Origin of the sequence: Amycolatopsis sp. NPDC049868 (assembly GCF_044461365.1) — a bacterium.
Taxonomy (GTDB): domain Bacteria; phylum Actinomycetota; class Actinomycetes; order Mycobacteriales; family Pseudonocardiaceae; genus Amycolatopsis.
Genome location: NZ_JBITKV010000011.1, coordinates 139053 through 161850, shown reverse-complemented (window position 1 = coordinate 161850; position 22798 = coordinate 139053). Strand labels below are relative to the sequence as shown.

Below are 22798 nucleotides of genomic sequence, written 5' to 3'. Positions count from 1 at the left end.
CCACCCAGGCCCGGGGGGTGACCGCTTCGAAGCAACCGTCCCCGTACGGCAACCAGCCACCATACGCGGACCGTTTGCCCGGCCTGTTTCGACATCGACAGCGATTACGGCCACACGGTGTACTTCACCTGAACCGGCGCGTTTTCGTGCGGGTCCGCCTTGACGATCGAGACCGTTGCCACGTGGCCTTCGGCGGTTCGCAGACAGCAGGATCTTCCGTTGCCCACAGTGACACTGGAATATGTTTTGCCTTCGAGTTCCTTCTGACAGCTTTCGGCGGTGGCACCCGAATACATGTAGGTGATCACCCCGCTCGATGGGATCAGCTTCTGGGGAAACGTACCTGAGAAGGCCAAATCGTTGCCGGGAACGTCTTTCCCGACTCGTTTCTCTTCGAGGTCGAGCTGGCCCCCATCGGTCAACGTGACGTCGCCTCGCTTTTCGGGTGCCACGGTGGATGGCGGCCGAGCGGCCGCTTCCGTGGTGTCACTGGGCGGAGCGGTGGGTGACGTACTGGGCGCAAGCTGGCGCAGCGTATTGCGGAACGAACCCAGGGCTGGGTGTTCGTCGAGTTCCAGGCTCCACCTTCAGCGAGCCTGCTCGGCCAGTTGGAAACTGCGGGCCGTTGCATCCGCGTCAACGACTACGTCTACCTTGACTCATCGGCGATGGCAGCGTGGAACGCCCACCCCGACTTCCACGTCCTTAAATAGACACCGGTCTCATCTCCGCCTCATAAATGAAGTGGAGATGAAGTGACCGATGAGAATATGAAATGAGTTTTGAGACCCTACAATGAAGAGTAGGGTCTCACCGGTCCTGAGTCGATCTTGTTCGACCTGGGTGTTCTTCGCTGTCTCACGGTGGCGTCACCATGATCAGTCTCAAACCCGTGGCATTCCTCGCTCGACAAAGCCCAGCCGCGCAGCGGTCCACCGAGGCTGTCCAGTCCAGCTCGATCTTGCGGATGACGAGGCCGCTGACCTGCGACACGAAAAGTAGGTCCGAACACCGGTGGACGGGGTTGGCTCGAGCAGACCTTACGGATTCGACGCGCGGCGCCGCGTGGGTCGGCACGTGCTTGGGCTGCCGGTGGGCGGCAAGATGTCCTGATGAGCAACTCGCCAGTCCGGTTGTTCGGGCTGCTCCATTGCGATGGAGTGGTGCTGTTCGTTGCCCGATCTTGTGTCCCGGATGGTTTCCTGACCGGGTGACCGAGAGTTCCCAACCGAGTCCGGACCACGACAAGTGGGCACACCGCCGCGCTCAGCGGCGGGGTAACCAACCTGCGGGTCCTTATCCGCGAATCCGTCTGAAGCACCTGCACAGCCGACGTGACTTCCCGGGGATGTATCGCGAGACCTTTTCGGTCACTCCGATCCACGTGCCGCGGCCCGATCGCGGGGTCAGTACCGCTGCAGTGCGGTGCGATGACTGTGGCGAGGAAGTGCGGGTGCGGGTCCTCAGTCTCCGGGAGACGGTGCGAGTCCGGCTACGCTGGCTGCTGCCTGCTGTAGTGGCCGCGATAGCGGTACCAGTGCTTGTCTATTACATGTTCAGAGCACTTGATGCCGGAGGCGATCCTGACCCAGTGCTCCTTGTCTGCGCACCGGCCGCATTCGCCTTCGCTATCGGAGGATTCGTAGGTTTCTACAACGAGGATGGAGTGCGTTTGCCCCGGAACAGCGGTCACTCGCTGGTCAGGTAGCGGTCCGTGGTTGCCGCAACAGTTATGTCAACAGCCTCGGTGTCGCAGGCCGAAAGCTGTCGCAGTGCTGCATTGCGTTACTGGGTAGGAGGGTTGTCGCCAAAGAATGGTTGTCATCAAGTCCACGCGGGCTCGGCTCGTTAGCCAGTGATCGCACTCCGTCGTTCGATAAGCCCGACGTCCCGCCATGCTCTGTGATGATGTCCGATGCGCTCGCGTCAACCGACAACGCGGTAGCACCCAATCGGCGTTCTCAACAGTCATGACGCTGATTCCGACCGGCCTCCCGTTGCACTGCAGGAAGGTCAGCTTGACCGTGGTCAGCGCGCCGCCGAAGCCCGGCAATTACGGCTGAGCCTGCCGGTCGAGTTGGTGCCACCGGATGCCTACGCTCCCTCGGCCCGACCTTCGCGACCGACCAGTCCTCGTCCAGCCCTGACCGGCGGCCGGGAAGATCGGGCACACACGCTGCCGATGCCCGTACCGGCAGCGCAAGGCGCGTGCGCGCCGTTACGATGCGGGGCCGAGTCCGTCGCGCAGAGCCGTGAACAGCCGCTCGAGGCGCACGCGGTGGTCCTTCACCACAGTGCTCGTCGGCTCGCCTGCGATACGGCGGCGCGCGGTCTCCACCAGTACCGCGCTGTAGCCGGCGATGAAGAACGCGGCGAACAAAGTCGCGTCGCCCTCGAAGGCCGGGTCGCGATCGAGTTCGTCGGTCAGCGTCGTCTGTAGTTCGGACGCGATGGCTCTCGCGCGCGCGACGAGCGTGGGTGACTCCGCGACCGTCCGGAAGAAGGGCACGGAACGGTCGGAGACACCGGAGAGCGGGTGCCGGGTGTCGAGGAGGCGGAAGCTCGTATCCCGCAAGGACGTCAGCGCGTCGATGCCCGGTGCGCGGTCGCGGCTGGCCGAGCGCAGCAGGTCGACCGCGTCGGCCGCGCGGTCCATGAAGAGGTCCTCCTTGCGCGGGAAGTGGTTGAAGACTGTCACGCTCGAGACTCCAGCCTCGCGCGCGATCTCGGCGACGGTGACGGCTTCGTACCCACGCTCGTGGAACATCCGGTTCGCGACCTCCAGGATCCGTGCGCGTGTCTGTGGGCCGCCGCGCTTGCTGGTTCTGGGCATACGCCTCACTCTCTTGTGTGACTAAACTTAGTCGGTTAACTTAGTGCTTGATCCGCTACCGGGCAACGAACATGATTGCCGACGCCGCCCAACCAATCGCGTCGGTCGAGGGGAGAAGTTCCCATGCGGCGACAGACGGTCGTGCCGCCGGGCACGAGCGACGAGGTGGCATCGACCAGAGCCGGGGTCATGCACGAGCGCACGTTCCCCGCTCCATCCACGGTCAGCGAGCAGGCGCGGGCATGGCTCGCCGTCGACGGCGGCGAGCTGTCCTATCCGGCCACCGGGGACACCGAGGCGTGGCTCGCGATGGCCGAGCAGGCGAATCGATCCACGGCCCAGCGGTTCCCGATCTCTGACCTGCCGGTCACCGTCGAGGACCTCGACGTGGACGGCGCCACCGTGTACGCCGCGAGGCCCCACGGGGTCGAGAGGAAGGCGGACGAGCCGGTCTTCCTCTGGATGCACCCTGGGGGTCTCCTGGTCGGCGGCGGGGACGCGTGCCGCGCGACGACAGCCAGGACCGCGTCGTCCACGGGCATGCTTGTGTGGGGCGTGGACTACCGGCTGCCGCCGCTGCACCCGTACCCCGCCGCGCTTGACGACGCGATCGCCGTGTACCGCCGCGTGGTGGAGGACCGCGATCCGTCACGGGTGTTCGTCGGAGGCGACTCCGCGGGAGGAAACATCGCCGCGGCCCTCCTGCTGCGCGCCAAAGACGCCGGGCTGCCGATGCCCGCGGCCCTCGTGCTCAACACCCCGCAGGTCGACCTCACCGAGGCGGGCGACACCTTCCAGACCCTGGCCGGGGTGGACAACGTTCTCCGCAGCTTGCGAGCGACGAACGCCCTCTACGCGGCAGGGGCTGACCTGCGGGATCCGCATCTCTCCCCGCTCCTGGGTGAGCTGTCCGGCTTCCCGCCCACGTTCCTCCGAAGCGGGACCCGCGATCTGTTCTTGTCCAACACCGTCCGGATGCACCGCAAGCTGCGCGGCGCCAGTGTGGAGGCCGAACTACACGTGTTCGAGGCGATGCCGCATGGCGGGTTCGGAGGCGACAGCCCGGAGGACCGGGAGGCCGCTGCCGAACAGCGTCTCTTCCTCGGCAAGCACGGCGCTTGGCGGCACCGCGCTCGGGCAGCGACCGTTCGCGAGAAGAGGGACTCATGAGGGCGGCCGAGTTCAGCCGGTTCGGGGGCCCGGAGGTCCTCGAGATCGTGGACCGTCCGGATCCGCTCCCGGGCACCGGTGAGGTCCGGATCGCTGTGCGCGCCGCCGGGGTCAACGCGAGCGACACCACGACACACCAGAGGAGCCGTGGGGAAGACAGCACCAACATCGAACGTCTGCGCGATCGTCCGTTCTACCTGCAACTTTGCCAAATCCACAATGGGCCGAGTTGCAGCTATCACAACATGTAACCCGTGCAGCGTTTGCGCAGATCACAAGCTGGGCAACGGGTGCCGGCAGAGTTCGCGCGCTTCGCCGGCGGAGAGGCCGAGCATGCGCAGGAGATCCTCGGCGACCTGGTCGGTCGCGATCTCGGCATCACGGCCGGGCTGGTCGTGCAGGAGCTGACCGAGGCACAGCATCGCGCCGGCCACGGTGACCATGGCGAGCTCAGGGTCGCGCACGGTGAACCGGCCGGCTTCGACCGCGGCCTCGATGTCCCGGCGCGCCCGGGGGGCCAGCCCGTGCTCGGACGTGGCCAGGGTGAGCCCGTTGTTCAGCAGCACCCGGCTCAGCTCGGGCTGCAGCCGGTGCAGACGACCGCTCAGCCGGAAACTCTGCGCGAACGCTAGTGCCGGGTCGCCCAGATCCGCGGTCAGCTCGTCGAGCACGGCGCCATAGCGGTCCAGCGCGTCCTCCACCGCGGCCTGGTAGAGCTGTTCCTTGCTCTCGAAGTGGTTGTAGAACGACCCCATCCCGACGTCGGCGGCCTGCGTGATCTCCAGGATCGGGACGTTCGTGTTCCCGGCCGCGATGAAGGCCTGAGCGGCCCGGAGTAGCGCGGCACGAGTCCGCGCCTTGCGCCGCGCCAGCCGGTCACCGGTCACCTGCTCGGTCATGTCCACACCTCCGGGGAGCACCTTAGCGGACCCCCTCAGAAATGAGGAAATCGTCAGAACTACTTGACTGACGGTACGCTCGGAAGTGACGATATCGTCAATAAGATGGGAGGGGTCATGATCGACCACGACGATCCCCACGCCGACCTGCACAGCGAGCAGGGTGCGTTACCCGGGGAGCACCCGGGACGGGCGCCCAATCCGGTCGTCAAGGTGCACGACCTGGCGTGGCTGGAGTTCGAAAAACCGGACCTGGCCAAGGCCGAACTGTTCGCGCACGCCTTCGGTTTCACCACCTCGCTGCGCACCGCGGACGAACTGCAGCTGCGCGGCACCGAACCCGGCGCACCCTGCGTCCTCATCCGCCGCGGCCCGCGCTCACGGTTCACCGGGCCGGCGTTCCGGGCCGCCGACCCGGCGGACGTGCTCCGCCTGGCGGACGCGACCGGGCACCAGGTCACCCGCCTGCCGGAGAGCCTCGGCGGGGCCACCGTGGACCTGCTCGACCCGAGCGGCGCCCGGGTGCGAGTCGTGTCCGGCACACACGAACTCCCGGCGTTGCCGGGCCAGGAGCCGCTACCCCTCAATTTCGGGCGCGACATCACGCGGGTGAACGCCACCCAGCGGCCACGGCGCGAGCCGGTCAAGGTGCAGCGGCTCGGCCACGTCGTACTGCAGACCAGGAAGTACCGCGAAACGCTCGACTGGTATCTGGCCCACTTGGGCCTCATCGTGAGCGACTTCCTCTACTACCCCGGGCAGCGCGGCCGGGGTCCGGTGATGAGCTTCATCCGCTGCGACCGCGGTGACACCCCGACCGACCACCACACCCTCGCGATGGTGCTCGGACCGGCGAACCGGTACGTGCACTCGGCCTACCAGGTGCCCGACCTCGATTCGCTCGCCGCCGGCGGCGAGTACCTGCTCGACCGCGGCTATCAGCGGTCGTGGGGTATCGGCAGGCACATCCAGGGCAGCCAGCTGTTCGACTACTGGCGCGACCCCGACGGATTCCTCGTCGAGCACTTCAGCGACGGCGACCTGTTCGACTGCTCGCTCGAGCCCGGCTGGGCGCCGATGACCGCCTCGGGACTGGCCCAGTGGGGCCCGCCCGCCACCAAGGACTTCCTCGGCGTCAAGCCCGGCCGGGAGGCGTTCGGTGAACTGCGCGCCATCATCGGCGCGCTGCGCGAGGAAAACGAATTCGACTTCGACCGCCTTCGCGGCCTGCTGAAAGTAGCTGTGTCATGAGTATTTCTGTCCTCCGCACCGCCGATGCCTGGTGGGTCGCCACCCCGTCCGGGGCGGCCAAGGTCACCACCCGCGCCACGACCACCGCCCAACTGCTCGCCGACCGGAAAGCCCTCGACACGGCGGCGGCCAGTGGCCGCACGGTCGGCGTGGAGACTCTCGAGCTCGTCTCGCCGGTCACCGCCCCGTGCCGGGTGGTCGCGCAGATGACCAACTTCGCCTCGCATGTCGAGGACACCGGCGGGAACCCGGCCACCGTGCCGCTGACGTTCTTCCGCAAGTCGTCCGGCTCGATCAGCGGGCCGCACGACGACGTGGTGCGGCCCGCCCATGTGCGGCTCCTGGACTACGAAGTCGAGATCGGCCTCGTCATCGGCACGGAGATCCCGGTCGGCACGGAGATCGGCGACGACGTCTCCGGGTACGTCGCGGGCCTCGTGGTGACCAACGACGTCTCCGCGCGCGACATCCAGCTGCCCCAGACCCAGTTCTACGAAGCCAAGTCCTACCCGACCTTCACCCCCACCGGGCCCGCGCTGGTCCTGCTCGACGCCGACGAGCTCAAGCGGTTCACCGACCTGCGGCTGAAACTGACCGTCAACGGCGAAACCCGCCAGGACCGGACGGTCGCCGACATGATCTACCAGCCTGCCGAGGCCCTTCGGGCTCTCACCCGCTTCCAACGGCTCGACCCGGGTGATCTCGTCCTGACCGGAACCCCGGTCGGCACGGCGTTGTCCGCACCGCCGAAACCGGTGGAGATCATCGGCTCGCTCCTGCCACCGGCACTGAAATGGAAGCTGTTCTTCCGGGGCCAGGCAAGGAATCCCCGCTATCTCCAGGATGGCGACGTCATCGAGGCCGGCGTGGCCACCGACGACGGTGCGCTCGACCTGGGCACCCAGCGCACGGTGGTGAGGCACGCCCGATGACCGGAAACCTGTTGTGGCCGGAGTACTCCGCCCCCACCGACGTCGCCGCGATCGAGGCCGTGCCGCTGGCGGCCCGCGGCCTGCCGTCGTCGACCTACGCCCTGCTGGTCCGCGCCGCCACCACCTGGCCGGACCGCACCGCGCTCACCGTGCTGCCGGAAGCCGCGCGCTGGCGCGAATCCGAGCAACACACTTTCGCCGGACTGCTCGGCGACGTCCACCGATACGCGAATCTGCTGCACGAACTCGGCGTCCGCCGTCGGGACGCGGTCGCGCTGATGTCGCCCAACTCCGCCGAGCTGGTGCCCGCCACCCTGGCCGCGCAGCTCGCCGGGATCGCGGCGCCCCTCAACGGTGGCCTTTCGCGCCAGCACCTCGCCCAGCTCCTGCGCCGGTCCGGCGCACGGGTCCTCGTCACCGCCGGTCCCGAGCTGTCCCCGGCCGTCTGGGAGACCGCGCACGCCCTCGCCCAGGACGGGCACGTCGACTCCCTGCTGGTCCTCCGGCCCACCGGCGCCGCCGAGCCGACCCTGGATTTGCCGAGCCTGCCCGGCGTCCGCGTCGGCTATCTCGGCGAACTGGCGGCCGGGCAGGATTCGTCGGTGTTCCTCGGCGAACCGCCCGGTTCGGACGACCTGGCCGCGTTCTTCCCGACCGGCGGCACCACCGGCGCGCCGAAACTGGCCGCGCACACCCACGCCAGCGAGATCGCCGACGCCTGGATGCTGGCCGCCAACACCTTGCTCGACGACCACGCCACCCTCTTCGCCGCGCTGCCGCTGTTCCACGTCAACGCGCTGGTCGTCACCCTGCTCGCGCCGCTGTTCAAGGGGCAGGCCACGGTCTGGGCCGGGCCGCTGGGCTACCGTGACATCCAGCTCTACGGCGAGTTCTGGAAGATCGTCGAGCACCACCGGATCGCCACGATGAGCGCGGTCCCCACCGTGTACGCCGTGCTCGCGCAGTGCCCGGTCAACGCGGACATCAGCAGCTTGCGCTTCGCCATGGTCGGGGCCTCTCCCCTGCCGGCCGCCGTCCGCGAAAGCTTCCAGTCCCACACCGGCATCACGCTCGTCGAAGGCTACGGCCTGACCGAAGCGACCTGCGCCAGCGCACGCAGCTTCCCCGACGCGCCCCGGCCCGGCTCGGTCGGTCAGCGACTGCCCTACCAACGGATGAAAACCGTGCGCGTCCACGAGGACGGCACCTGGGAAGACCTCCCGCCCGGCCACACCGGCGTGCTCGCGATCAGCGGCCCCACGGTGTTCTCCGGCTACGTCACCGGGCGGGACGAGCACGGCCACGTCCTCGACGGCCTCGGCAAGCTCGTCGACGGCTGGCTGGACACCGGCGACCTCGCCCGCCTCGACCCCGACGGGTTCGTCCACCTCGCCGGCCGCGCCAAGGACCTCATCATCCGCGGTGGCCACAACATCGACCCCGCGCTCATCGAGGACGCCCTGCTCGCCCACCCCGCGGTCACCGCCGCCGGCGCGGTAGGCCGGCCCGACGCCCACTCCGGCGAGGTCCCCGCCGCCTACGTCACGCTCGCGCCCGGCTCCGACGTCACCGAGCAGGAACTGACCGACTGGGCGCGCGACCAGGTCCCCGAGTCCGCGGCCGCACCGAAGACCGTCACGGTGCTCGACGCCCTGCCGCTCACCGACCTCGGCAAGCCGTACAAGCCCGCCCTACGCGCCGACGCCACCCGCCGCGAACTCACCGAAGCCCTGGCCGGCCTGCCCGGGGTACTCGACGTCGACGCCGAGGTCGACGACGGTTCGGTCATCACGGTGGTACGGACCTCCAGCGATGCCGACGAGCCGGCGATCAAGGCGGCCCTCGGCCGCTACGCGATCGCCTGGCGCCTGGCAGGTGCCTCATGACCGAGGTACCCGTGGTGATCATCGGTGCGGGCCCGACCGGCCTCACCGCCGCCACCCTGCTGGCCCAGTACGGCATCGAGTCCGTCGTCCTCGACCGGTGGGAAACGATCTATCCCCAGCCACGCGCCGTCCACCTCGACGACGAGATCTGCCGCATCCTCGACCGGCTCGGCCTCTTCGAGGAGTTCGCGGCGATCTCCTGGCGCTGCAACGGGTTACGGCTCGTCGACCGGGACATGCACGTGCTCGCGGAGTTCCGGCGCGACGCGGCGCACGGCAGACACGGCTACCCCGAGGCCAGCATGTTCGACCAACCCGAACTGGAAGCGCTCCTGCGCTCAGGACTGAAGCGGCACAACGTGGTCACCATGCGCGGCGGTGCAGAGGTCACCTCACTCGCCCCGGAGATCGGCGGTGTGCGAGTCTCGTTCACCGATCCGGCCGGCCGGCCGGACTCGGTGCTCGCGCGGTACGTCCTCGGCTGCGACGGAGCGAACAGCCTGACCCGGACCTCGATCGGCGCCGTCCTGCGCGACCTCAAGTTCACCCAGCGCTGGCTCGTGGTCGACATCCGCACCGACGCCGAACTCGGCGCCTGGGAAGGGGTGCACCAAGTCTCCGACCCCGCCCGCGCCGCCACCTACATGCGCGTCGGGGAGCACCGCTACCGCTGGGAATTCCAGCTGACCGACGGCGAAACGGCCGACGACTACCGTGAACCGGCCACGCTGCTCCCCCTCATCAAGCCGTGGACCGGGGACGTACCGGCCGAACAGCTCCAGATCGTCCGCGTCGCCGAATACACCTTCCGCGCCCAGATCGCCGACCGCTGGCGCGACCGGCGGGTCTTCCTCCTCGGTGACGCCGCCCACCTCACCCCGCCGTTCATCGGCCAGGGCATGGGCGCCGGGATGCGCGACGCGATGAACCTCGCCTGGAAACTCGCCGGCGTGCTCGACGGGACACTCCCCGAAACCGTCCTCGCCAGCTACGAAACCGAACGCAAACCCCACGCCACCACCATGATCCGGCTCGCCAAACTGATGGGCACCGCCATGACCGAAGGCGGCGAACTCGGCAACCTCCTCCGCCGCGTCGCCGCACCCCACCTGCGCCACGTTCCCGGCCTGCGCAAACGCGTGCTCGCAACCGAAACCCCCGCCCTCCAACGCTCCGCACTGGTTGCGCGCCCGCCCCTTCGACATTCCCTGGCCGGCCGCCAATGCCCCAACGCGCCACTCGGCGGCGGCCGTCGCCTCGACGACGTGACAGCCGGCCGGTTCGCCGTCATCAGCGCCGCCGAACCGTCGCCCACACAGCGCGCGGACATCGAACAACGCGGGGCCGTGCTCGTCGTGGCCCGGCCAGGAAGCGTTCTGCGCCACTGGCTGCGCCGCGGCTTCGCCCGCGCCGCGGTCGTCCGTCCCGACGCGACGGTGCACAGCGCCGGGCGCGACCTGGCAACCCTCTGCGCGGCGATACCTCCTTACCGCGCAAGGAAAACCCCGTAAGACGGGGACCACACACGTGGCCGCGACAGCGCGGCCGCACCGGTCGACGGCGCCCGGAAACCGACGATCGACAGGAAGGACCCGTTGTGGGAACAACTCACGCGACCCGGATCACCGACGTGACCGTAGGTGTTGCGCTCGCCGATTCGGCCGTCCTGGTTCCGGATGAAGTGCTCGACCTTGCGTTCCCGCGCCATGTCGCGTCCTTTGCCGACGGCGTCGGCCTTGGTGTCATGGGCGCTGGTCGCGCGAGTGCTGCCCTCGACCTTGTTCTTCCACCGGCCGTCCTCGAAGTAGGTCTCGATGTCGCCCTGCACCGTGGTACTCCTCCCGCATCGTCGCCGACAGCGAGTACTCAGGAGCGCGGGCCCGGTCTTCGCCAACGGGGTCAACCCGTGCTCGGTCAGGGCGTCATGCAATCGTTCGGCGACACGGCAGCAGTGCACGATCGAGGTTCCCGGCCCGGGGTCGAGGTCGGACGCCAGCCGATCCGGCGTGGCGAGCTAGTCCTCGCGCCGCGAGGACACCTACCGCGTAGCGCAAGCTGGGTCTGTGACACGTCGACCAGTCTCGGCAAGATCGCGATTCAGCTCGGGCGACCACGGGTTCCGCTAGCGCGTCGCTCTGCAACGTCCTCACCTGATTGCGCGACGATGAAGGTCATGAGCGACGATGTACGGCAGGGACCCGCCAGTACTCCTACGCCGCTGAGTTCGACGCCTTCGTCGGTGAAGCGGCTGCCCGAACTGACCCGGGCAGCGATGTGGTGGACCGCGATCGTGATCGCGGTCCTGACCGCGGGTGCGGTGACCGTGCTGTGGTGGCCGGCCACCGCCGGACTCACCGGCCCGGACCTGGTGAACGCGCGGCTGAACGCGCTGAAGATCGGGCTCAGCATCGGCGTCGGCAGCGGCGGCGTGGTCGCGCTCTACCTGGCTTGGCGTCGCCAGCACTCCGCCGAAGCCGACCTAGACACCCGTGAACGCGCCCTCTCCCAGCAAGACGAAGTCCTCGCCCACCAGCAAGCTGACGCCGCAGCCAACCGAGCACATCAGGAACGGGTTGCCGACGACGCTCGATCCGACGCGACCGCGCGTCGGATCACCGACCTCTACCTCAAGGCCGCCGAACTGCTCGGCTCCGATAAAGCCCCGGTGCGTCTCAGCGGCCTCTACGCCCTGGAACGCCTTGCTCAGGACAACGAGACACAGCGCCAGACCATCGTCAATGTCCTCTGTGCCTACCTGCGCATGCCCTACGATCCGCCGGTCGAGACGGAGCACGACGACCGTGGCGGCACCGATGAAGTCGACAACTACCGCGAGCGCGCGCAGGAACGCGAAGTCCGGCTCACCGCCCACGCCTCCTCGCCGACCACCTCAACGTCCACCGCGGCCCTAGCTATTGGGGCGAGCTCAGCCTCGACCTCACTGGCGCATATCTCATCGACTTCTCCCTGGCCAAGACCCGAGTCGGAATCAGCACGTTCCGCAGGGCGACCTTCATCGGCGACGCCCGGTTCGACGGGGCCACTTTCACCGGCGACGCCTGGTTCGGCAGGGCGACCTTCACCGACACCCCTCAGTTCAACGCGGTTGCCTTCAACGGTGAAAGCTCGTTCGACGAAGCAACGCTGCATGGCAAGAATTTTCACCCCACTGCCCATCGACTCAATAGCGATGGCCCCACCAACCAGGGCTACGCCGGCAGTTTTCTCGGCCGATGCGCCCTCTCGGGTCTGTCCCACGAACCCACGCTAGGCGGCATGAGCGGCGACGGCGGCCGTGGACTGTTTTGATTAGCCATGGTCGCCGTCGCCGAGGTCCGCTGCCGATCCGACGCTCCTGGCAGCGCAGCTAGTTGGTGGACTGCTAGATCATCGCATGTTCCGGTGAGGCCAGGACCCGGTAACGGTACCGGTTACCCTCTTCGTGGTCGATCATTGTGGAGAACCCAGCTTCGCTGAGCACATCGCACATCGCTTTGGTGACTATTCTGCGGGAGTGTGTTGCATAGCTGAAGAGTCGATCTCGCGTGTCACCTTTTCGCACACTGCTTCGGTATTCATCTGAGTCTTGCAGCGGCGCCCGCCAATCGAGGATCACGCCGAAAGGAAATTCCCAGTGGACAGATACTTGGGCTCCGGGAATCCTTGGTGAGCCCAGGTCCTGATCTGATGTTATTGAAGCCGGAAAACCCATCCGCGACAGCTCATCTCTAACGTTTTCCGCCAGGTTGCTCCAGGATGTGACGGCATCCTCAGGTGCACGAAAGGGTGCATCTTCGGCTAGTTGTGCTTCTCTGTAGAATTCAAACGGGCTAACCATTCTGAACCTTGTCTGGTAGGTGAAAATTGAGGCAGATCGCAGCAGGGCTTTGCCGACGGCTTGATGGGCGGGTTTCCGTCCCGATTACCGGCCTCCTTTTACGCGAAGGTCGAGAAGCTCGTACAGGATCTCGGCTTCGAGATCGGAGTTTCCAAGATACATGACGGAGTAGTGCACGTTTGCTCCAGGTGCCGACTCAAGGATGAGTTCTGTGTATTTTTGCAAGGTGATCTTTCAGTGAAGATATCCGTGATATCGCCCGGCTGGAGCGTTCGCCCATCCGGGAGCTTAAAGTTGGCATCCTTGACTATTCGGAAGATCCGATCCTCGGAATGAATACTGTTGCCCCACGGCGTGCCTTTGCCACTATAAGCTCTGACGTACTCATCCTTGAACACCGGATCGGCCCAGCCAGGAAGCTTCGCTACGGCGACATTAACGATCGGGCGCATACTAGCTACGACCTCCCGAAACCTGTAAGCTTTGTCTGCCAGTTCGTTTCCCCATCTATCGTACTGAACTGGAATTAGGCAAAGCTCAGTGTTGGCGGCCGCGGTTGTTGCTCGGAGGGCTGTCCGGGCACAGTTCTTGAACTCGTTTCGAATAAAGCTCAGGTCTAGTTGCGCCAGGCCTGTCCGTACTGCGACACCGCTGAGGAGGGCAGCGTCGCTGAGTGCGGCGACCCGGGAGGCGAGTAGTGCTTCGGCTGCAAATCCGGTGGCGAGGTCGGCGCCGATGGTGATGAGGAGCCCTGCGCCAGCGGCTTCGGCGAGGAAACCTGCTTCCAGGCCGGCTAGCCCGGCGATCATTGGTGCGGTGCAGACCTCGGCGCAGTACAACCCGACGGCGACGAGCGCGACGGTGGCGACGATGACGCCGGCGGTGATCCAGAATTGCTCGGTGTCCGCCTCGTCTTGTGCATCGGCGATCGCCTTGTTGATCACATATGTGAGAGCGGGGTTATAGGCGCCTTTCAGGCAGTTGTTGAATGCTTCTTCGCTATGTCCTTTGAATTGGTTGCAGATCGCGACGTTGCGTTCGGATTCGCCCTTGGGGTCGGCGACCATCCGCTTTGCCCGGTTGATGCAGTCGTCGTGGTCCGGGCCGGCTGGTACAGCTTCACATGCCTTCTTGGCTTCGGCCTCGAACTTTGCCCGGGCGTCGGCGATCTCCGTGTTTGCCCGGTCGATCGCCTTCTTGCGGGCATCGTTAGCGGCAGTGACAGCCGCGTTGGCGTCGGCGCCCGCGCCCTTTGCCGCCTGGTATGCGGCACGCGCGGCACTCTCGGCGCTTCGTGCGTGGCGGAACGCGATGTTGGCTGAGCCCCTGGCGGAGATCGCTGATCGGGTCGCGCTTACCGAGGATTGTGAGGCGCGGGTCGCGGCTTGTTGTGCCACGGCTGCCGATTGAGCGGCCTGGCGAGCGGATTCCTCTGCTTACTTGGCGGATTCTCTGGCACGTTGCGCATGGCCGAGTGCGTCGTCGGCGAAGCCTTTGGCGCGGTTCGCGTGGTCGGTGGCTTCGGCCGCGGCGTTTCGTGCTGTGGCCGCGACAGCTTGGGCGGTCTCGGCGTTTTGCGATGCGGTTGCCGCGACCGAGGTGATCTCCGCCACCATCCCGGCGACCGCGGCTTGGTGTGCGGCTGCCTCTCGGTCGTGGCGGGCGGCGACATACTGACCGCTTTCACGATAGACACGGATGAGATCGGGTGAGCCGTCCAGCGCGGCTTGGGACAGCATCCGCACTTCTGGGCCGGTCGCCGGTCACTGGTTCAATCCCAGTATCGCGCACCATCTGTTTTCGCAGGTCAGAAGCCCTGCTCCTCCTCGGAGGGGCGGGGCTTCAGTCGTTCAAGGCGGCATCCGATGGCCTTCGGGGCCGTCTCGAGCCACATGTCACCGAACGTGGCCTGCTGTGGGGTTCCATAAGTCTGCTGTCGGCTCTGACCAGTCAGGATCCGCCGGATCGTCGAGGCACCGACCCGGTGTCCGAGCTTGAGCAGCTCACCCTGAATCCTCTCGTAGCCCCAGCTGTGGTTCTCCGTGGCCATGCGTTCGATCAGCCTGGCGATCGAGTCGTCGACTGGTGGTCGGCCGACCCGGCGCGGATAAGTCCACTTCACGGCTACCAAGCGCCGATGCCAGCGCAGGATCGTGCCCGGAGTGACCAACCGGTGCAGCCGCAGCGCCTTAGGCAGCAGGCGAACCAACGCGGCGAACACAGCCCGGCCAGCCCAGTCGAGACGAGGTTTCGGGCTGCCTCTGCGCAGCACGGCGACCTCATGGCGCAGTACCAGCAACTCGACGTTCTTCGACGCCGACGAACGACCGAGCAACACCACCAAACCCGCCAGCCGAAAGAAGATCAGATAAAGCAGACGCAACGACATGGCCGACGATCACGCCCTACCCGCCGAAGCGCGCGTCACAGCAGGTCGGACGCATAAAACCGACTTCTGAAACCCCGCACGACGAGCAGGAAGTGCCAGTAGGGGATGGCCTCCTATAACGTCTCAACCGAACAAGCCTCACGGTGTACGGCTGCCTGCACAGCGTGCGGCTCACCGATCCGCTGCCCACCCTGGAGTTCTTGGCTGAGGACGCGGGCATCCTGCAGGTCCCGACTTCAGTCGAGGTAAACGTGACCAGCTCAGGGGCCGATGGCGCGGACCTGTCCGTGCGGCTCCGCGAGATCGTGGACTGGGTCGCCATCGACGAGGCGTGCCAAGCACACGGGAGATTGAGTGGATGGAAACAGGGAAGCACACCTATTGGCGGACGATCGCGTGTCAGGCGGCACCTCCAGGCTGGCGGCTGCTCAGCATCTTCAACGGACGCCGCGAGGTAATACCCATCGCGACACGGCTTGTTGACCAGTTCCGAACCCGCCGCGTCACCGACCACGACCTGTCGTCTTCGTCCAGACATAGCCCAGCGCTCCACGGAGGCGCATGGCGCACCCTAGGATTCCCGATCGAGCCGTTGCTTAACCACGTTTCTCATCTGCTCGAACCATTGCAGGTAACTAATTCCGCCCTTGCGGTCCGGCTCGTACATTGCGCCACACTGTTCAAGCCATAGCCTGCGAGCCCCCTCCTCCGTCAAGCCCTTGTGTTTTAGGCTCTCCAATTCCGACAGCAACTCTCGGGAGAAGCCCGAAGGCTCCTCGTCGGCAAACTTCTTCACTACATCGATCGGACTCTCCCCCTCACGATCGTAGTCTTCATGAAAATAGCAACGCACTAGATACTCGAGCACAGATACCTCACGGGTTTGCATAGTTTGTGATAATCGAAAAACCTCCAGGCATGCTCGGATCGCGCTTCAGTACGGTAACCACTCCCCTTGCCGAAACAAAGGTTCCTTGACTTCTTGAGTACACCCGGCCCGACGTTCCAGCCGGAAGATTTGATCCGATCTCAATCCTCATGCTCGTTGTATTATTGAGCCACCATTGTATCGCACCCCAGTTCTCGTTCAGGTTATGCGTCGCGGCACGCTTTGCGGTGTCAAGATCTGGAAAGGTAGATGCATTGGGAATGTTGCGATCGATCAAGTATTGGTCGCTTTTGCCGACGTGTCTCTCGATGGCGTGGCCGCCGTTGAGTTCGTCGATGTCGAGGTTGCAGTTGGTCCAGGTTTGCGCAGATCTGGTCCCGTCGCTGCGCGCTTGGCCGCCGTCATCAACGCGGTGTCAGTGCCGGTGCCGTCGTGGTAGCCGCCCTCTCTCAACTGGGTCGCCACACTGACCGTCCCCGGTCGGCCAGACCGAGGTCAGAACCGGGCTGCCTGGCTGGTCAAACATTCGCGACCTCCGTCCGGTCGGCCGCGTCCGCGAGTCGTCCGAAGAGCACGAGGTCGTGGTGTCGTGCCAGTGATCGCGATGGTCGCCGAGCGCAATGGCTCTCTGCAAGGATGATGGCCATGGCGAGCTTCCACGCGCGGTACGTGTCCGGTGATCCCGACGACGTATGGCGCGACCTACGCAATCTTGGCCTACGGGTCTTCGACGCCCCGTACCGCGAGGACGCCGAGGCGGTGGCGCGCGAGTTCGCCGACCGTGCCCGCAGGAACGTCGAGACGCTCGTTGAGCGGCTGCAGGCGCAGGGCTTCCGTGCGGAGGAGAACGACGACGAGGCCACGCCGTGTCGGGCCCACGTTCCCCCGTCGCCGGGCGCGCCCGCGCTGGCCGACTGGCTGGAGGCGACGTTCGCGCCGTTCCCGATGACGATCAGCGCGTGGATCCGGCAGGTGGGCGATGTGTGGCTCGTCGGGGAATTGCCGGGTTGGCCGGCCAGCGTGCTCGCGGACCCGTTGGTGGTGCGGCTCGAGTGGGCCGAGCGGGGCGGCTCGCGCTCCTACTACGAGGCCGGGCACGCCGCGTACCTCAGGGACACCGCGCGCCGGGACGCCGGCATCCCGTTCCAGCTCGACTACGCGCCCGACGAGCTCCACAAAGCGAACATCAGCGGCGACGCGCCCTACGGCATCGACCTGCCCGGCCCCGGAATCGACGGGAAGGTGGGGCCCGCGATCTGGTTTGTCGACGATCTCAACACCGCGTTCGAGGCCGGCGGCTTTCCCGGTGCACTGTGGGACGAGGGCTACCAGGAGCCGCCCGCCGGATTGCGAGAGTCGCTCGCCGCGGGGCTGCTGCGACTCTGAGACCGCCAGACGGCCAGACCCACCTGACTCTCTCGGTGCGCCCACAAGGGAGCACCGGGTCGCGGCTGGGGTGGACACGACCGGACACGCAGCGCTCGACCTCGTCCCGCGCCGCCGCGGGATCACCGCGGTTCGTCCGGCATGATCACACCGATAGGCGTCATCGGTGGCCGCTTCTGAGTTCGTCGAAGAGCCGGAGGGCACGCTCGAGGCCGTCCGCGTCGACCGCGTGGCGCCCGGGCGGCCGAGGTGGCGCGGGAAAAGGGGCTGCGGGTCGCGGTCGACCTCGACACTGCCACCACCCGCCGGGGCCGGGTCAACAACGGCACGCCCCGCCCGATCACCGTGCACGCCGATCTGCTGGAACACCGCCCCGAACTGGTAGTGGGCTTCCTCGCGGCGAGCCTGCGCGCCGCGGATTGGGCCGCCACTCACCTCGATGAGGTCCGCACCGTACTCGCCCGCGAAACGTTCTCCGGACCGGAGGGTGTCGTCGCGGCCTACGGCGACGGGTTCCATCGCACCCTGCACCCGGATCTGTCCGCCGAGCGGATCGAACTGCTCGGAGCGCAGAAGCAATTCCTTTACACACACGGATTCCTCGCCGCCGACTTCGACCTCGGCGCCTGGGTGGCGCACGAACCCCTGGAGCAGGCGAAGGCGTTGATCGCAACCGAGCAGGCGGCATGACCCGGTTCCTGTGGGAGCTGCCCACCCGCGGCGACGGTCGCCGCGCGGACCCGAATCAGTGGCAGCGCGCCGGCTTCGAGCATCTGCACCAAGTGATCGACGCGGCCGAACTGTCCGGATTGGACGGTGTGGTCGCCGCATACGACCCGCACGGCGAGGAATCCTGGATCGTGGCGGGCGGCGCGCTGCGCCACACCCGCCGGGCGCGGGTGGCCGTGGAGTTCACGCCGTCCTTCGCCACCCCGGTATACGCGGCGAAGATGTCGCTGACCTTGCAGCGCCTCGGCGCCGACCGGCTCGACTGGCTGGTGCGCGTCGACACCGATCCCGAAGACGACCGGCAGCGTGGCGACCGCCTCGGCACCGCTGAACGCTACGAACGCGCGGCCGAGTTCCTCACCGTCGCCCGCGGCGTGTGGTCCGGGCGCGGAGCCTCACCTGGCGGATTCGACGGTGGGGAGTTCGACCACGACGGCGCGTACTTCCACGTGCGGTCGGGTGGCTTCGACGAAGCGGCGGACGGACACCCGTTCCCGGTGGTCCACCTTTCCGGGGCGTCACCGGAGGCGATCGCCTTGTCGGCCGCACACGGAGACGTGCACTTGTTCTCCGCGTCCACATCGGACCTGACCTCGGCCGTCCGCGCACTCCACACCGCCGCCGCGGGACACGGCCGGACGGTACGGGCCCGGGCTGGTGCTGCCGATCATCGCCAGGGAGGACGAGCACGAGGCGTGGGCCCGGGTCCTGCGCCTGTGGCGCGAGATCCACCCGGCCGCCACCGAACAGGACGTCCGCTCCCGCGCACCGGACGGGACGACGTTCGACGGCTTCGACCACATCGGATACCGCACCCCGGCTGGGCTGGTCGGCAGCTACCGGCAGGTGGCGGATCGACTCGCCGGGTACGAGCGCGCCGGAATCACCACGTTCGTCCTCAGTGGACACCCCGGTATCGAAGAAATCCACCGGGCAGGCGAACACCTCCTTCATCTCGCCGACCCGGCGAGCCGGACACCGACAGGAGCGAAGGCATGACCGTGGATGTCTACTGGCGCATCGGCATGGGCGGCGACCACGCCTCGCTGCGCACCCCGAAGATCCGCAACCGCGGCGACTGGGGCGGTATCGGCCCCGGCAACATCGCACCGGCCCTGCGCGACGGCGAGCCCGACGGGTACGCCTACATCGACCACGCCGCCGCCGTGGCCAAAGCGTCGGAGGCGGCCGGATTCCTCGGCGGGCTGCTGCCCTCCTTCCCCGGTACCGAAGACCCGTGGGCGTTGTCGGCCGCGCTCGCCAAGGAGACCAGCACCTACCGTTTCATGGTCGCGTTCCAGCCGGGGTTCCTGCACCCGCTGCAGGCGGCACGCATGTCGGCGAGCCTGCAACGCGCCACCGGCGGCCGCCTCGTCTACAACATCATCTCCGGCGGCGGCGGACCCGCGCAGCTGTGGTGGGGCGACAAGGTGGACCACGACGACCGCTATGCCCGCACTTCGGAGTTCCTGCATGTCCTCAAAGGAGTGTGGCGGGGCGAGCCGTATGACTTCGACGGCCGGTTCTTCTCCACCCGCGGTACCGCGCTGCCGGAGCACCTCGTCGGCGAACCTTTCCCGGAGATCTACTTCTCCGGATCGTCGGCGGCGGCCGTGAACGCGGCGGGGCTGCACTCCGACTACTACCTGTCGTGGCTGGAGCCGATCGCCGATCTCAGGCGGAAGTTCGACGGCGTCCGGGAACACGCCGCGAAACTCGGCCGCACCCCGAAGTTCGCGGTACGCATCGACATCCTCGCCCGGCACACCGAGGAAGCCGCGTGGGCCGAGATCGAGAAGGGCTGGCGGTATGTCGACCCGGCGATCGCCAACCGGCAGGCACAAGGCGACTCCGTCGGCGCGGGCCGGATCAAGGGCTGGGTGCCGTCCACCATCACCGGCTACCGCGACGTCGAGGTCCAGCCGAACGTCTGGGCCGGGTTCTCCCTCCTGCGCGGCGGACCCGCGTTCGGGCTCGTCGGCAGCTACGAGCAGGTCGCCGAGCGCCTCGACCAACTACTCGACCTCGGTGTCGACGCGTTCATCCTCGCCGGAAACCCGCATCTCGAGGAGGCCTACCGCGTCGGTGAAGAGGTCCTCCCCCTGCTCGGCCGTTCCCGCTTCACCCGCCCCACCGCCCCGCGCGAACCCGCGTTCGTCGCCTGACCAGGAGAAATGATGACCAGCACACTCGATTCGGCCATCTCCGAGTTCGTGGAGAAAGCCCGCAAGGACGCCGAAAAGGCGTTCCGGGTCTTCCGGGAGACCGGCACCACCTCGGCGAACGGCACCGTGAACTTCGTGGAGCGGGTGCCCGGCGAAGAGATCGCCGTGGCCCTCAACGAGCCCGGCCCCTGGGCAGACGACCGTGAAGTGGAACCCGTGGTCGCCACGTTCGACGGCACCGTGCTGTCCGGCAGCGGCCGCGCCGGCTTCATCGGCGGCTACAGCAAGGTCTTCCGCGAGCACCCGGAGATCACGACGGTGGTGCACGTCCACACGCCATGGCTCGGCGGATGGGCCCAGACCCACCGCACCCTGCCCATCCGCTACGCCGCGTCCCAGCGGCTCACGCTGTCGCGGGAGATCCCGCCGCATATCGACCGCAGCCGTCCCGCGAGCGAGTTCATTTTGGACCGGCTGCGGGAGGACCCGCATCTGGTCGCGATCTTCGAGGCCAACGGCGGTGTCAACGTCCTCGGCCGCGACGGCCTGCTGGAAACCGCGAAGTTCATCGTGCTGCTCGAAGAAGGCGCGCAGTTCCAGGCGATCGCCGAAGGACTGGGCGGATCGGTCGAATTCGACCCGACCAACCTGGTCGCGCAGTGGAGCCGCAGCGGACTCGTCGACGAGGCACGCCGCCTCGGCCTGATCCCCGAACACTGAGGAGCACACACCATGACCGTTCGAGTCGGGTTCTTCCCGCACAACAATTCACTGTTCGTCCTCCGTCACCGCGGCATCCTGGAACGGCGGCTGCCCGGCGTCGAATGGGTCGATCTGCGCACGCTCCCCGCGAAACCGCCGGCCGACCCGAAGACCGCATTGCCGACCCTGCACTCGGATTGGCTGTTCGAACCGGGCGGGTACGACTTCATCGGCACCGGGTTCACCCCACCGGTGACCGGGCTCGCCCACGGACGCGACCTCGTCTACGTCGGCATTTCCGGGCCACGGGTGGAAAACGGCAGGCTGGTGGTCAAACCGGAGTCATCCATCCGGTCTGTCGCCGACCTCCGTGGCCGCCGCGTCGGCATCGCGCACGGGTCCTGGCAGACCACACTCCTGCTGTTCGCCCTCGAACGAGCCGGGCTGACCTGGTCCGATATCGAACCGGTGGACACGTCGGTGCACGACGGGCCGTCCGCGTTCCGGTCCGGTGACCTGGACGCCTGGGTCGGGGCGTACCCGGCGTTGGCCGCGGTCGAGCAGGAGAACCCTGTCCGGACGCTGATCGACACCGAAGGCCTCTTCAGCCATCCCTCACTGTGGTTCACCCGCCGCGACTTCGCCGAGAACCACCGCGACGAACTCACCGAAATCGTCCGCTCTCTGCAGGAGTCCGACGCCTGGATCGCGGCCAACCCCAGGGAAGCCGCCCGCTATTTCGCCGAAGACGCCGGGACAACCTCCGCGGCCGATCTGGACCGCTGGGAACACGCCCTGCGCGGCCGCCCGTTCGGGCTCAACCCGGTGACCGAAGAATTCCTCGCCGAACAGCACCACGCGGCGGAACTACTGGCGGCCAACGGGCTCCTGCCCCGATCGGTCGATCCACGATCCGCGGTCCTGCCCTGGCTCAACGATCTGCTGGCTCCGCAAGCGGCCCGGTAACCCTGCCGCAGACGACGTGGGCAAGGTACCGGCAGTTCGTGAACACCGTCGACGGCAAGGAAACCGGATCGACGTCGGCAGGGCGCCGCCTGGACATCCACCTCAAGGGCGTGGATAAGGCGTCCTGCCACCGCGACCGCAGGGCCTTCGGCCGGGCGCCTGCTCCGCGGTGGGCACCTGTTCGGTCTGGCCGGAGCCGGTGGAGGCGCTGCCGTCCAGGAACGCGAACGAGGCGAACGAGACCGTCGTCCACCACGGTGCGCCCGCCAATCTGCTCGAATGGCTCTGCAGCCGTGGCCATGAGCCTCGGGGACACGGTATGCACCGGATCAACTAGATCAGCGACGCGTGGGGTGTTCATCGTGACGACCACGCCTCTGGCAAGACGATCTGGTGCCGCGTCACCGCCCAGACCATCCATCGACTGAGCGCTGCTCTCCCGTCCGGAGGCCGACGAATGCTGCCGGTGAACTGACCGACTGGAACCGCCGGGTCGGTCCGCGGTTCGTTGCGCCGACGATACTTTGCGCACTGTGGTGCCAGTGCGTTCGGCCAGTCCGACGTGACCGGCACACTCGACCTCATTCGGCCACTTCCGCTGGATCGCCCAATTTCCGGCACATGTTCGCGCCGACCGCGTCGCATCCTGTGCCGTTAGATCGCGCACCATAGCGTCGACTCGGTGTCGCCGGACAACCTCGGCCGTAGCCATCCCTGAGCCGAGTGTCCGGCCGTCTGTTTCGACGATCGGGTTCCTTGGACT

21 protein-coding genes and 3 pseudogenes are annotated in these 22798 nt (G+C 67.1%); 14 read left to right on the top strand and 10 right to left on the bottom strand.

The window, feature by feature from the left end:
- Positions 1–104: 104 nt before the first annotated feature.
- Together ACIBTM_RS35095 and ACIBTM_RS35090 are read right to left on the bottom strand one after the other, a co-directional pair.
- Complete coding sequence (locus tag ACIBTM_RS35095; RefSeq protein WP_395881442.1) at positions 105–422, bottom strand: hypothetical protein; 318 nt, start codon at positions 420–422, stop codon at positions 105–107.
- A gap of 1796 nt (positions 423–2218) precedes the next feature.
- Positions 2219–2833, bottom strand: coding sequence for a TetR/AcrR family transcriptional regulator (locus ACIBTM_RS35090; RefSeq protein ID WP_395881441.1), 615 nt, complete (start codon positions 2831–2833; stop codon positions 2219–2221).
- Between the two features lie 123 nt (positions 2834–2956).
- Between ACIBTM_RS35090 and ACIBTM_RS35085 the strand changes: the two genes are divergently transcribed.
- Together ACIBTM_RS35085 and ACIBTM_RS35080 are read left to right on the top strand one after the other, a co-directional pair.
- Positions 2957–4003: an alpha/beta hydrolase gene (locus tag ACIBTM_RS35085; RefSeq protein ID WP_395881440.1), complete on the top strand. Its 1047-nt coding sequence runs from the start codon at positions 2957–2959 to the stop codon at positions 4001–4003.
- Positions 4000–4143, top strand: a pseudogene (locus ACIBTM_RS35080) (NADP-dependent oxidoreductase); the annotation flags it as partial. The gene ACIBTM_RS35085 and the pseudogene ACIBTM_RS35080, both read left to right, overlap by 4 nt.
- A 132-nt stretch (positions 4144–4275) precedes the next feature.
- On the opposite strand, the gene ACIBTM_RS35075 reads toward ACIBTM_RS35080, so the two are convergent.
- Positions 4276–4902, bottom strand: coding sequence for a TetR/AcrR family transcriptional regulator (locus tag ACIBTM_RS35075; protein WP_395881439.1), 627 nt, complete (start codon positions 4900–4902; stop codon positions 4276–4278).
- A 117-nt stretch (positions 4903–5019) separates the two neighbouring features.
- Between ACIBTM_RS35075 and ACIBTM_RS35070 the strand changes: the two genes are divergently transcribed.
- The 4 genes from ACIBTM_RS35070 to ACIBTM_RS35055 are packed head-to-tail and all read left to right on the top strand — an operon-like array spanning position 5020 to position 10482.
- Positions 5020–6153, top strand: a complete 1134-nt coding sequence (locus tag ACIBTM_RS35070; protein ID WP_395881438.1) for a VOC family protein — start codon at positions 5020–5022, stop codon at positions 6151–6153.
- Complete coding sequence (locus tag ACIBTM_RS35065) at positions 6150–7085, top strand: fumarylacetoacetate hydrolase family protein (protein ID WP_395881437.1); 936 nt, start codon at positions 6150–6152, stop codon at positions 7083–7085. Before ACIBTM_RS35070 ends, ACIBTM_RS35065 begins: the two co-directional genes overlap by 4 nt.
- Positions 7082–8971: an acyl-CoA synthetase gene (locus ACIBTM_RS35060; protein ID WP_395881436.1), complete on the top strand. Its 1890-nt coding sequence runs from the start codon at positions 7082–7084 to the stop codon at positions 8969–8971. The genes ACIBTM_RS35065 and ACIBTM_RS35060 overlap by 4 nt, the downstream gene beginning before the upstream one ends.
- The gene (locus tag ACIBTM_RS35055; protein WP_395881435.1) at positions 8968–10482 is read left to right on the top strand and encodes a bifunctional 3-(3-hydroxy-phenyl)propionate/3-hydroxycinnamic acid hydroxylase; all 1515 of its coding nucleotides are present in this window, start codon (positions 8968–8970) and stop codon (positions 10480–10482) included. Before ACIBTM_RS35060 ends, ACIBTM_RS35055 begins: the two co-directional genes overlap by 4 nt.
- Here ACIBTM_RS35055 and ACIBTM_RS35050 read toward each other — a convergent pair.
- Both ACIBTM_RS35050 and ACIBTM_RS35045 read right to left on the bottom strand, forming a co-directional pair.
- Positions 10458–10799 (bottom strand): DUF2188 domain-containing protein, encoded by a 342-nt coding sequence (locus ACIBTM_RS35050; RefSeq protein WP_395881434.1) that lies wholly within the window; start codon positions 10797–10799, stop codon positions 10458–10460. The genes ACIBTM_RS35055 and ACIBTM_RS35050 overlap by 25 nt on opposite strands.
- 66 nt (positions 10800–10865) lie before the next feature.
- A pseudogene (locus ACIBTM_RS35045) lies at positions 10866–10967 on the bottom strand (ATP-dependent DNA ligase); the annotation flags it as partial.
- 959 nt (positions 10968–11926) lie between these two features.
- Here ACIBTM_RS35045 and ACIBTM_RS35040 point away from each other — a divergent pair.
- Positions 11927–12280, top strand: a complete 354-nt coding sequence (locus ACIBTM_RS35040; protein WP_395881604.1) for a pentapeptide repeat-containing protein — start codon at positions 11927–11929, stop codon at positions 12278–12280.
- A 627-nt stretch (positions 12281–12907) separates the two neighbouring features.
- Here the strand turns inward: ACIBTM_RS35040 and ACIBTM_RS35035 are convergent.
- The 5 genes from ACIBTM_RS35035 to ACIBTM_RS35015 all read right to left on the bottom strand — a co-directional run bounded on the left by ACIBTM_RS35035 (position 12908) and on the right by ACIBTM_RS35015 (position 16397).
- Complete coding sequence (locus ACIBTM_RS35035) at positions 12908–14206, bottom strand: hypothetical protein (protein ID WP_395881433.1); 1299 nt, start codon at positions 14204–14206, stop codon at positions 12908–12910.
- A 39-nt stretch (positions 14207–14245) separates the two neighbouring features.
- Positions 14246–14548, bottom strand: a complete 303-nt coding sequence (locus ACIBTM_RS35030; RefSeq protein WP_395881432.1) for a hypothetical protein — start codon at positions 14546–14548, stop codon at positions 14246–14248.
- A 68-nt stretch (positions 14549–14616) separates the two neighbouring features.
- Entirely contained in the window at positions 14617–15198 is a 582-nt protein-coding gene (locus ACIBTM_RS35025; RefSeq protein WP_395881431.1) for a helix-turn-helix domain-containing protein, read from the bottom strand.
- Between the two features lie 571 nt (positions 15199–15769).
- Positions 15770–16087: a contact-dependent growth inhibition system immunity protein gene (locus ACIBTM_RS35020; protein WP_395881430.1), complete on the bottom strand. Its 318-nt coding sequence runs from the start codon at positions 16085–16087 to the stop codon at positions 15770–15772.
- Positions 16074–16397 carry an RNase A-like domain-containing protein gene (locus tag ACIBTM_RS35015; protein WP_395881602.1) on the bottom strand — a complete coding sequence of 108 codons (324 nt, stop codon included), beginning with the start codon at positions 16395–16397 and terminating at the stop codon, positions 16074–16076. Before ACIBTM_RS35015 ends, ACIBTM_RS35020 begins: the two co-directional genes overlap by 14 nt.
- 335 nt (positions 16398–16732) lie before the next feature.
- On the opposite strand from ACIBTM_RS35015, the gene ACIBTM_RS35010 reads away from it, so the two are divergent.
- The 7 genes and pseudogenes from ACIBTM_RS35010 (at position 16733) to ACIBTM_RS34980 (ending at position 22035) form a co-directional block, all read left to right on the top strand.
- The gene (locus ACIBTM_RS35010) at positions 16733–17473 is read left to right on the top strand and encodes a hypothetical protein (RefSeq protein ID WP_395881429.1); all 741 of its coding nucleotides are present in this window, start codon (positions 16733–16735) and stop codon (positions 17471–17473) included.
- A gap of 249 nt (positions 17474–17722) precedes the next feature.
- Complete coding sequence (locus tag ACIBTM_RS35005) at positions 17723–18163, top strand: hypothetical protein (protein ID WP_395881428.1); 441 nt, start codon at positions 17723–17725, stop codon at positions 18161–18163.
- Positions 18160–18783, top strand: a pseudogene (locus tag ACIBTM_RS35000) (LLM class flavin-dependent oxidoreductase); the annotation flags it as partial. The gene ACIBTM_RS35005 and the pseudogene ACIBTM_RS35000, both read left to right, overlap by 4 nt.
- Before the next feature lie 76 nt (positions 18784–18859).
- Complete coding sequence (locus ACIBTM_RS34995) at positions 18860–19201, top strand: hypothetical protein (RefSeq protein ID WP_395881613.1); 342 nt, start codon at positions 18860–18862, stop codon at positions 19199–19201.
- Positions 19198–20367, top strand: a complete 1170-nt coding sequence (locus ACIBTM_RS34990) for an LLM class flavin-dependent oxidoreductase (RefSeq protein ID WP_395881601.1) — start codon at positions 19198–19200, stop codon at positions 20365–20367. Before ACIBTM_RS34995 ends, ACIBTM_RS34990 begins: the two co-directional genes overlap by 4 nt.
- 12 nt (positions 20368–20379) lie before the next feature.
- Positions 20380–21087 carry a class II aldolase/adducin family protein gene (locus tag ACIBTM_RS34985; RefSeq protein WP_395881427.1) on the top strand — a complete coding sequence of 236 codons (708 nt, stop codon included), beginning with the start codon at positions 20380–20382 and terminating at the stop codon, positions 21085–21087.
- Positions 21088–21099: 12 nt separating this feature from the next.
- Complete coding sequence (locus ACIBTM_RS34980) at positions 21100–22035, top strand: ABC transporter substrate-binding protein (RefSeq protein WP_395881426.1); 936 nt, start codon at positions 21100–21102, stop codon at positions 22033–22035.
- Positions 22036–22798: the final 763 nt, after the last annotated feature.

Coding starts and splice junctions, on each gene's coding strand:
- ACIBTM_RS34990 (WP_395881601.1), top strand. CDS start 19,198: ATGACCGTGGATGTCTACTGGCGCATCGGCATGGGCGGCGACCACGCC.
- ACIBTM_RS35070 (WP_395881438.1), top strand. CDS start 5,020: ATGATCGACCACGACGATCCCCACGCCGACCTGCACAGCGAGCAGGGT.
- ACIBTM_RS35025 (WP_395881431.1), bottom strand. CDS start 15,198: ATGTCGTTGCGTCTGCTTTATCTGATCTTCTTTCGGCTGGCGGGTTTG.
- ACIBTM_RS35030 (WP_395881432.1), bottom strand. CDS start 14,548: ATGCTGTCCCAAGCCGCGCTGGACGGCTCACCCGATCTCATCCGTGTC.
- ACIBTM_RS35020 (WP_395881430.1), bottom strand. CDS start 16,087: ATGCAAACCCGTGAGGTATCTGTGCTCGAGTATCTAGTGCGTTGCTAT.
- ACIBTM_RS35085 (WP_395881440.1), top strand. CDS start 2,957: ATGCGGCGACAGACGGTCGTGCCGCCGGGCACGAGCGACGAGGTGGCA.
- ACIBTM_RS35010 (WP_395881429.1), top strand. CDS start 16,733: ATGGCGAGCTTCCACGCGCGGTACGTGTCCGGTGATCCCGACGACGTA.
- ACIBTM_RS34985 (WP_395881427.1), top strand. CDS start 20,380: ATGACCAGCACACTCGATTCGGCCATCTCCGAGTTCGTGGAGAAAGCC.
- ACIBTM_RS35060 (WP_395881436.1), top strand. CDS start 7,082: ATGACCGGAAACCTGTTGTGGCCGGAGTACTCCGCCCCCACCGACGTC.
- ACIBTM_RS35075 (WP_395881439.1), bottom strand. CDS start 4,902: ATGACCGAGCAGGTGACCGGTGACCGGCTGGCGCGGCGCAAGGCGCGG.
- ACIBTM_RS34980 (WP_395881426.1), top strand. CDS start 21,100: ATGACCGTTCGAGTCGGGTTCTTCCCGCACAACAATTCACTGTTCGTC.
- ACIBTM_RS35065 (WP_395881437.1), top strand. CDS start 6,150: ATGAGTATTTCTGTCCTCCGCACCGCCGATGCCTGGTGGGTCGCCACC.
- ACIBTM_RS35090 (WP_395881441.1), bottom strand. CDS start 2,833: ATGCCCAGAACCAGCAAGCGCGGCGGCCCACAGACACGCGCACGGATC.
- ACIBTM_RS35055 (WP_395881435.1), top strand. CDS start 8,968: ATGACCGAGGTACCCGTGGTGATCATCGGTGCGGGCCCGACCGGCCTC.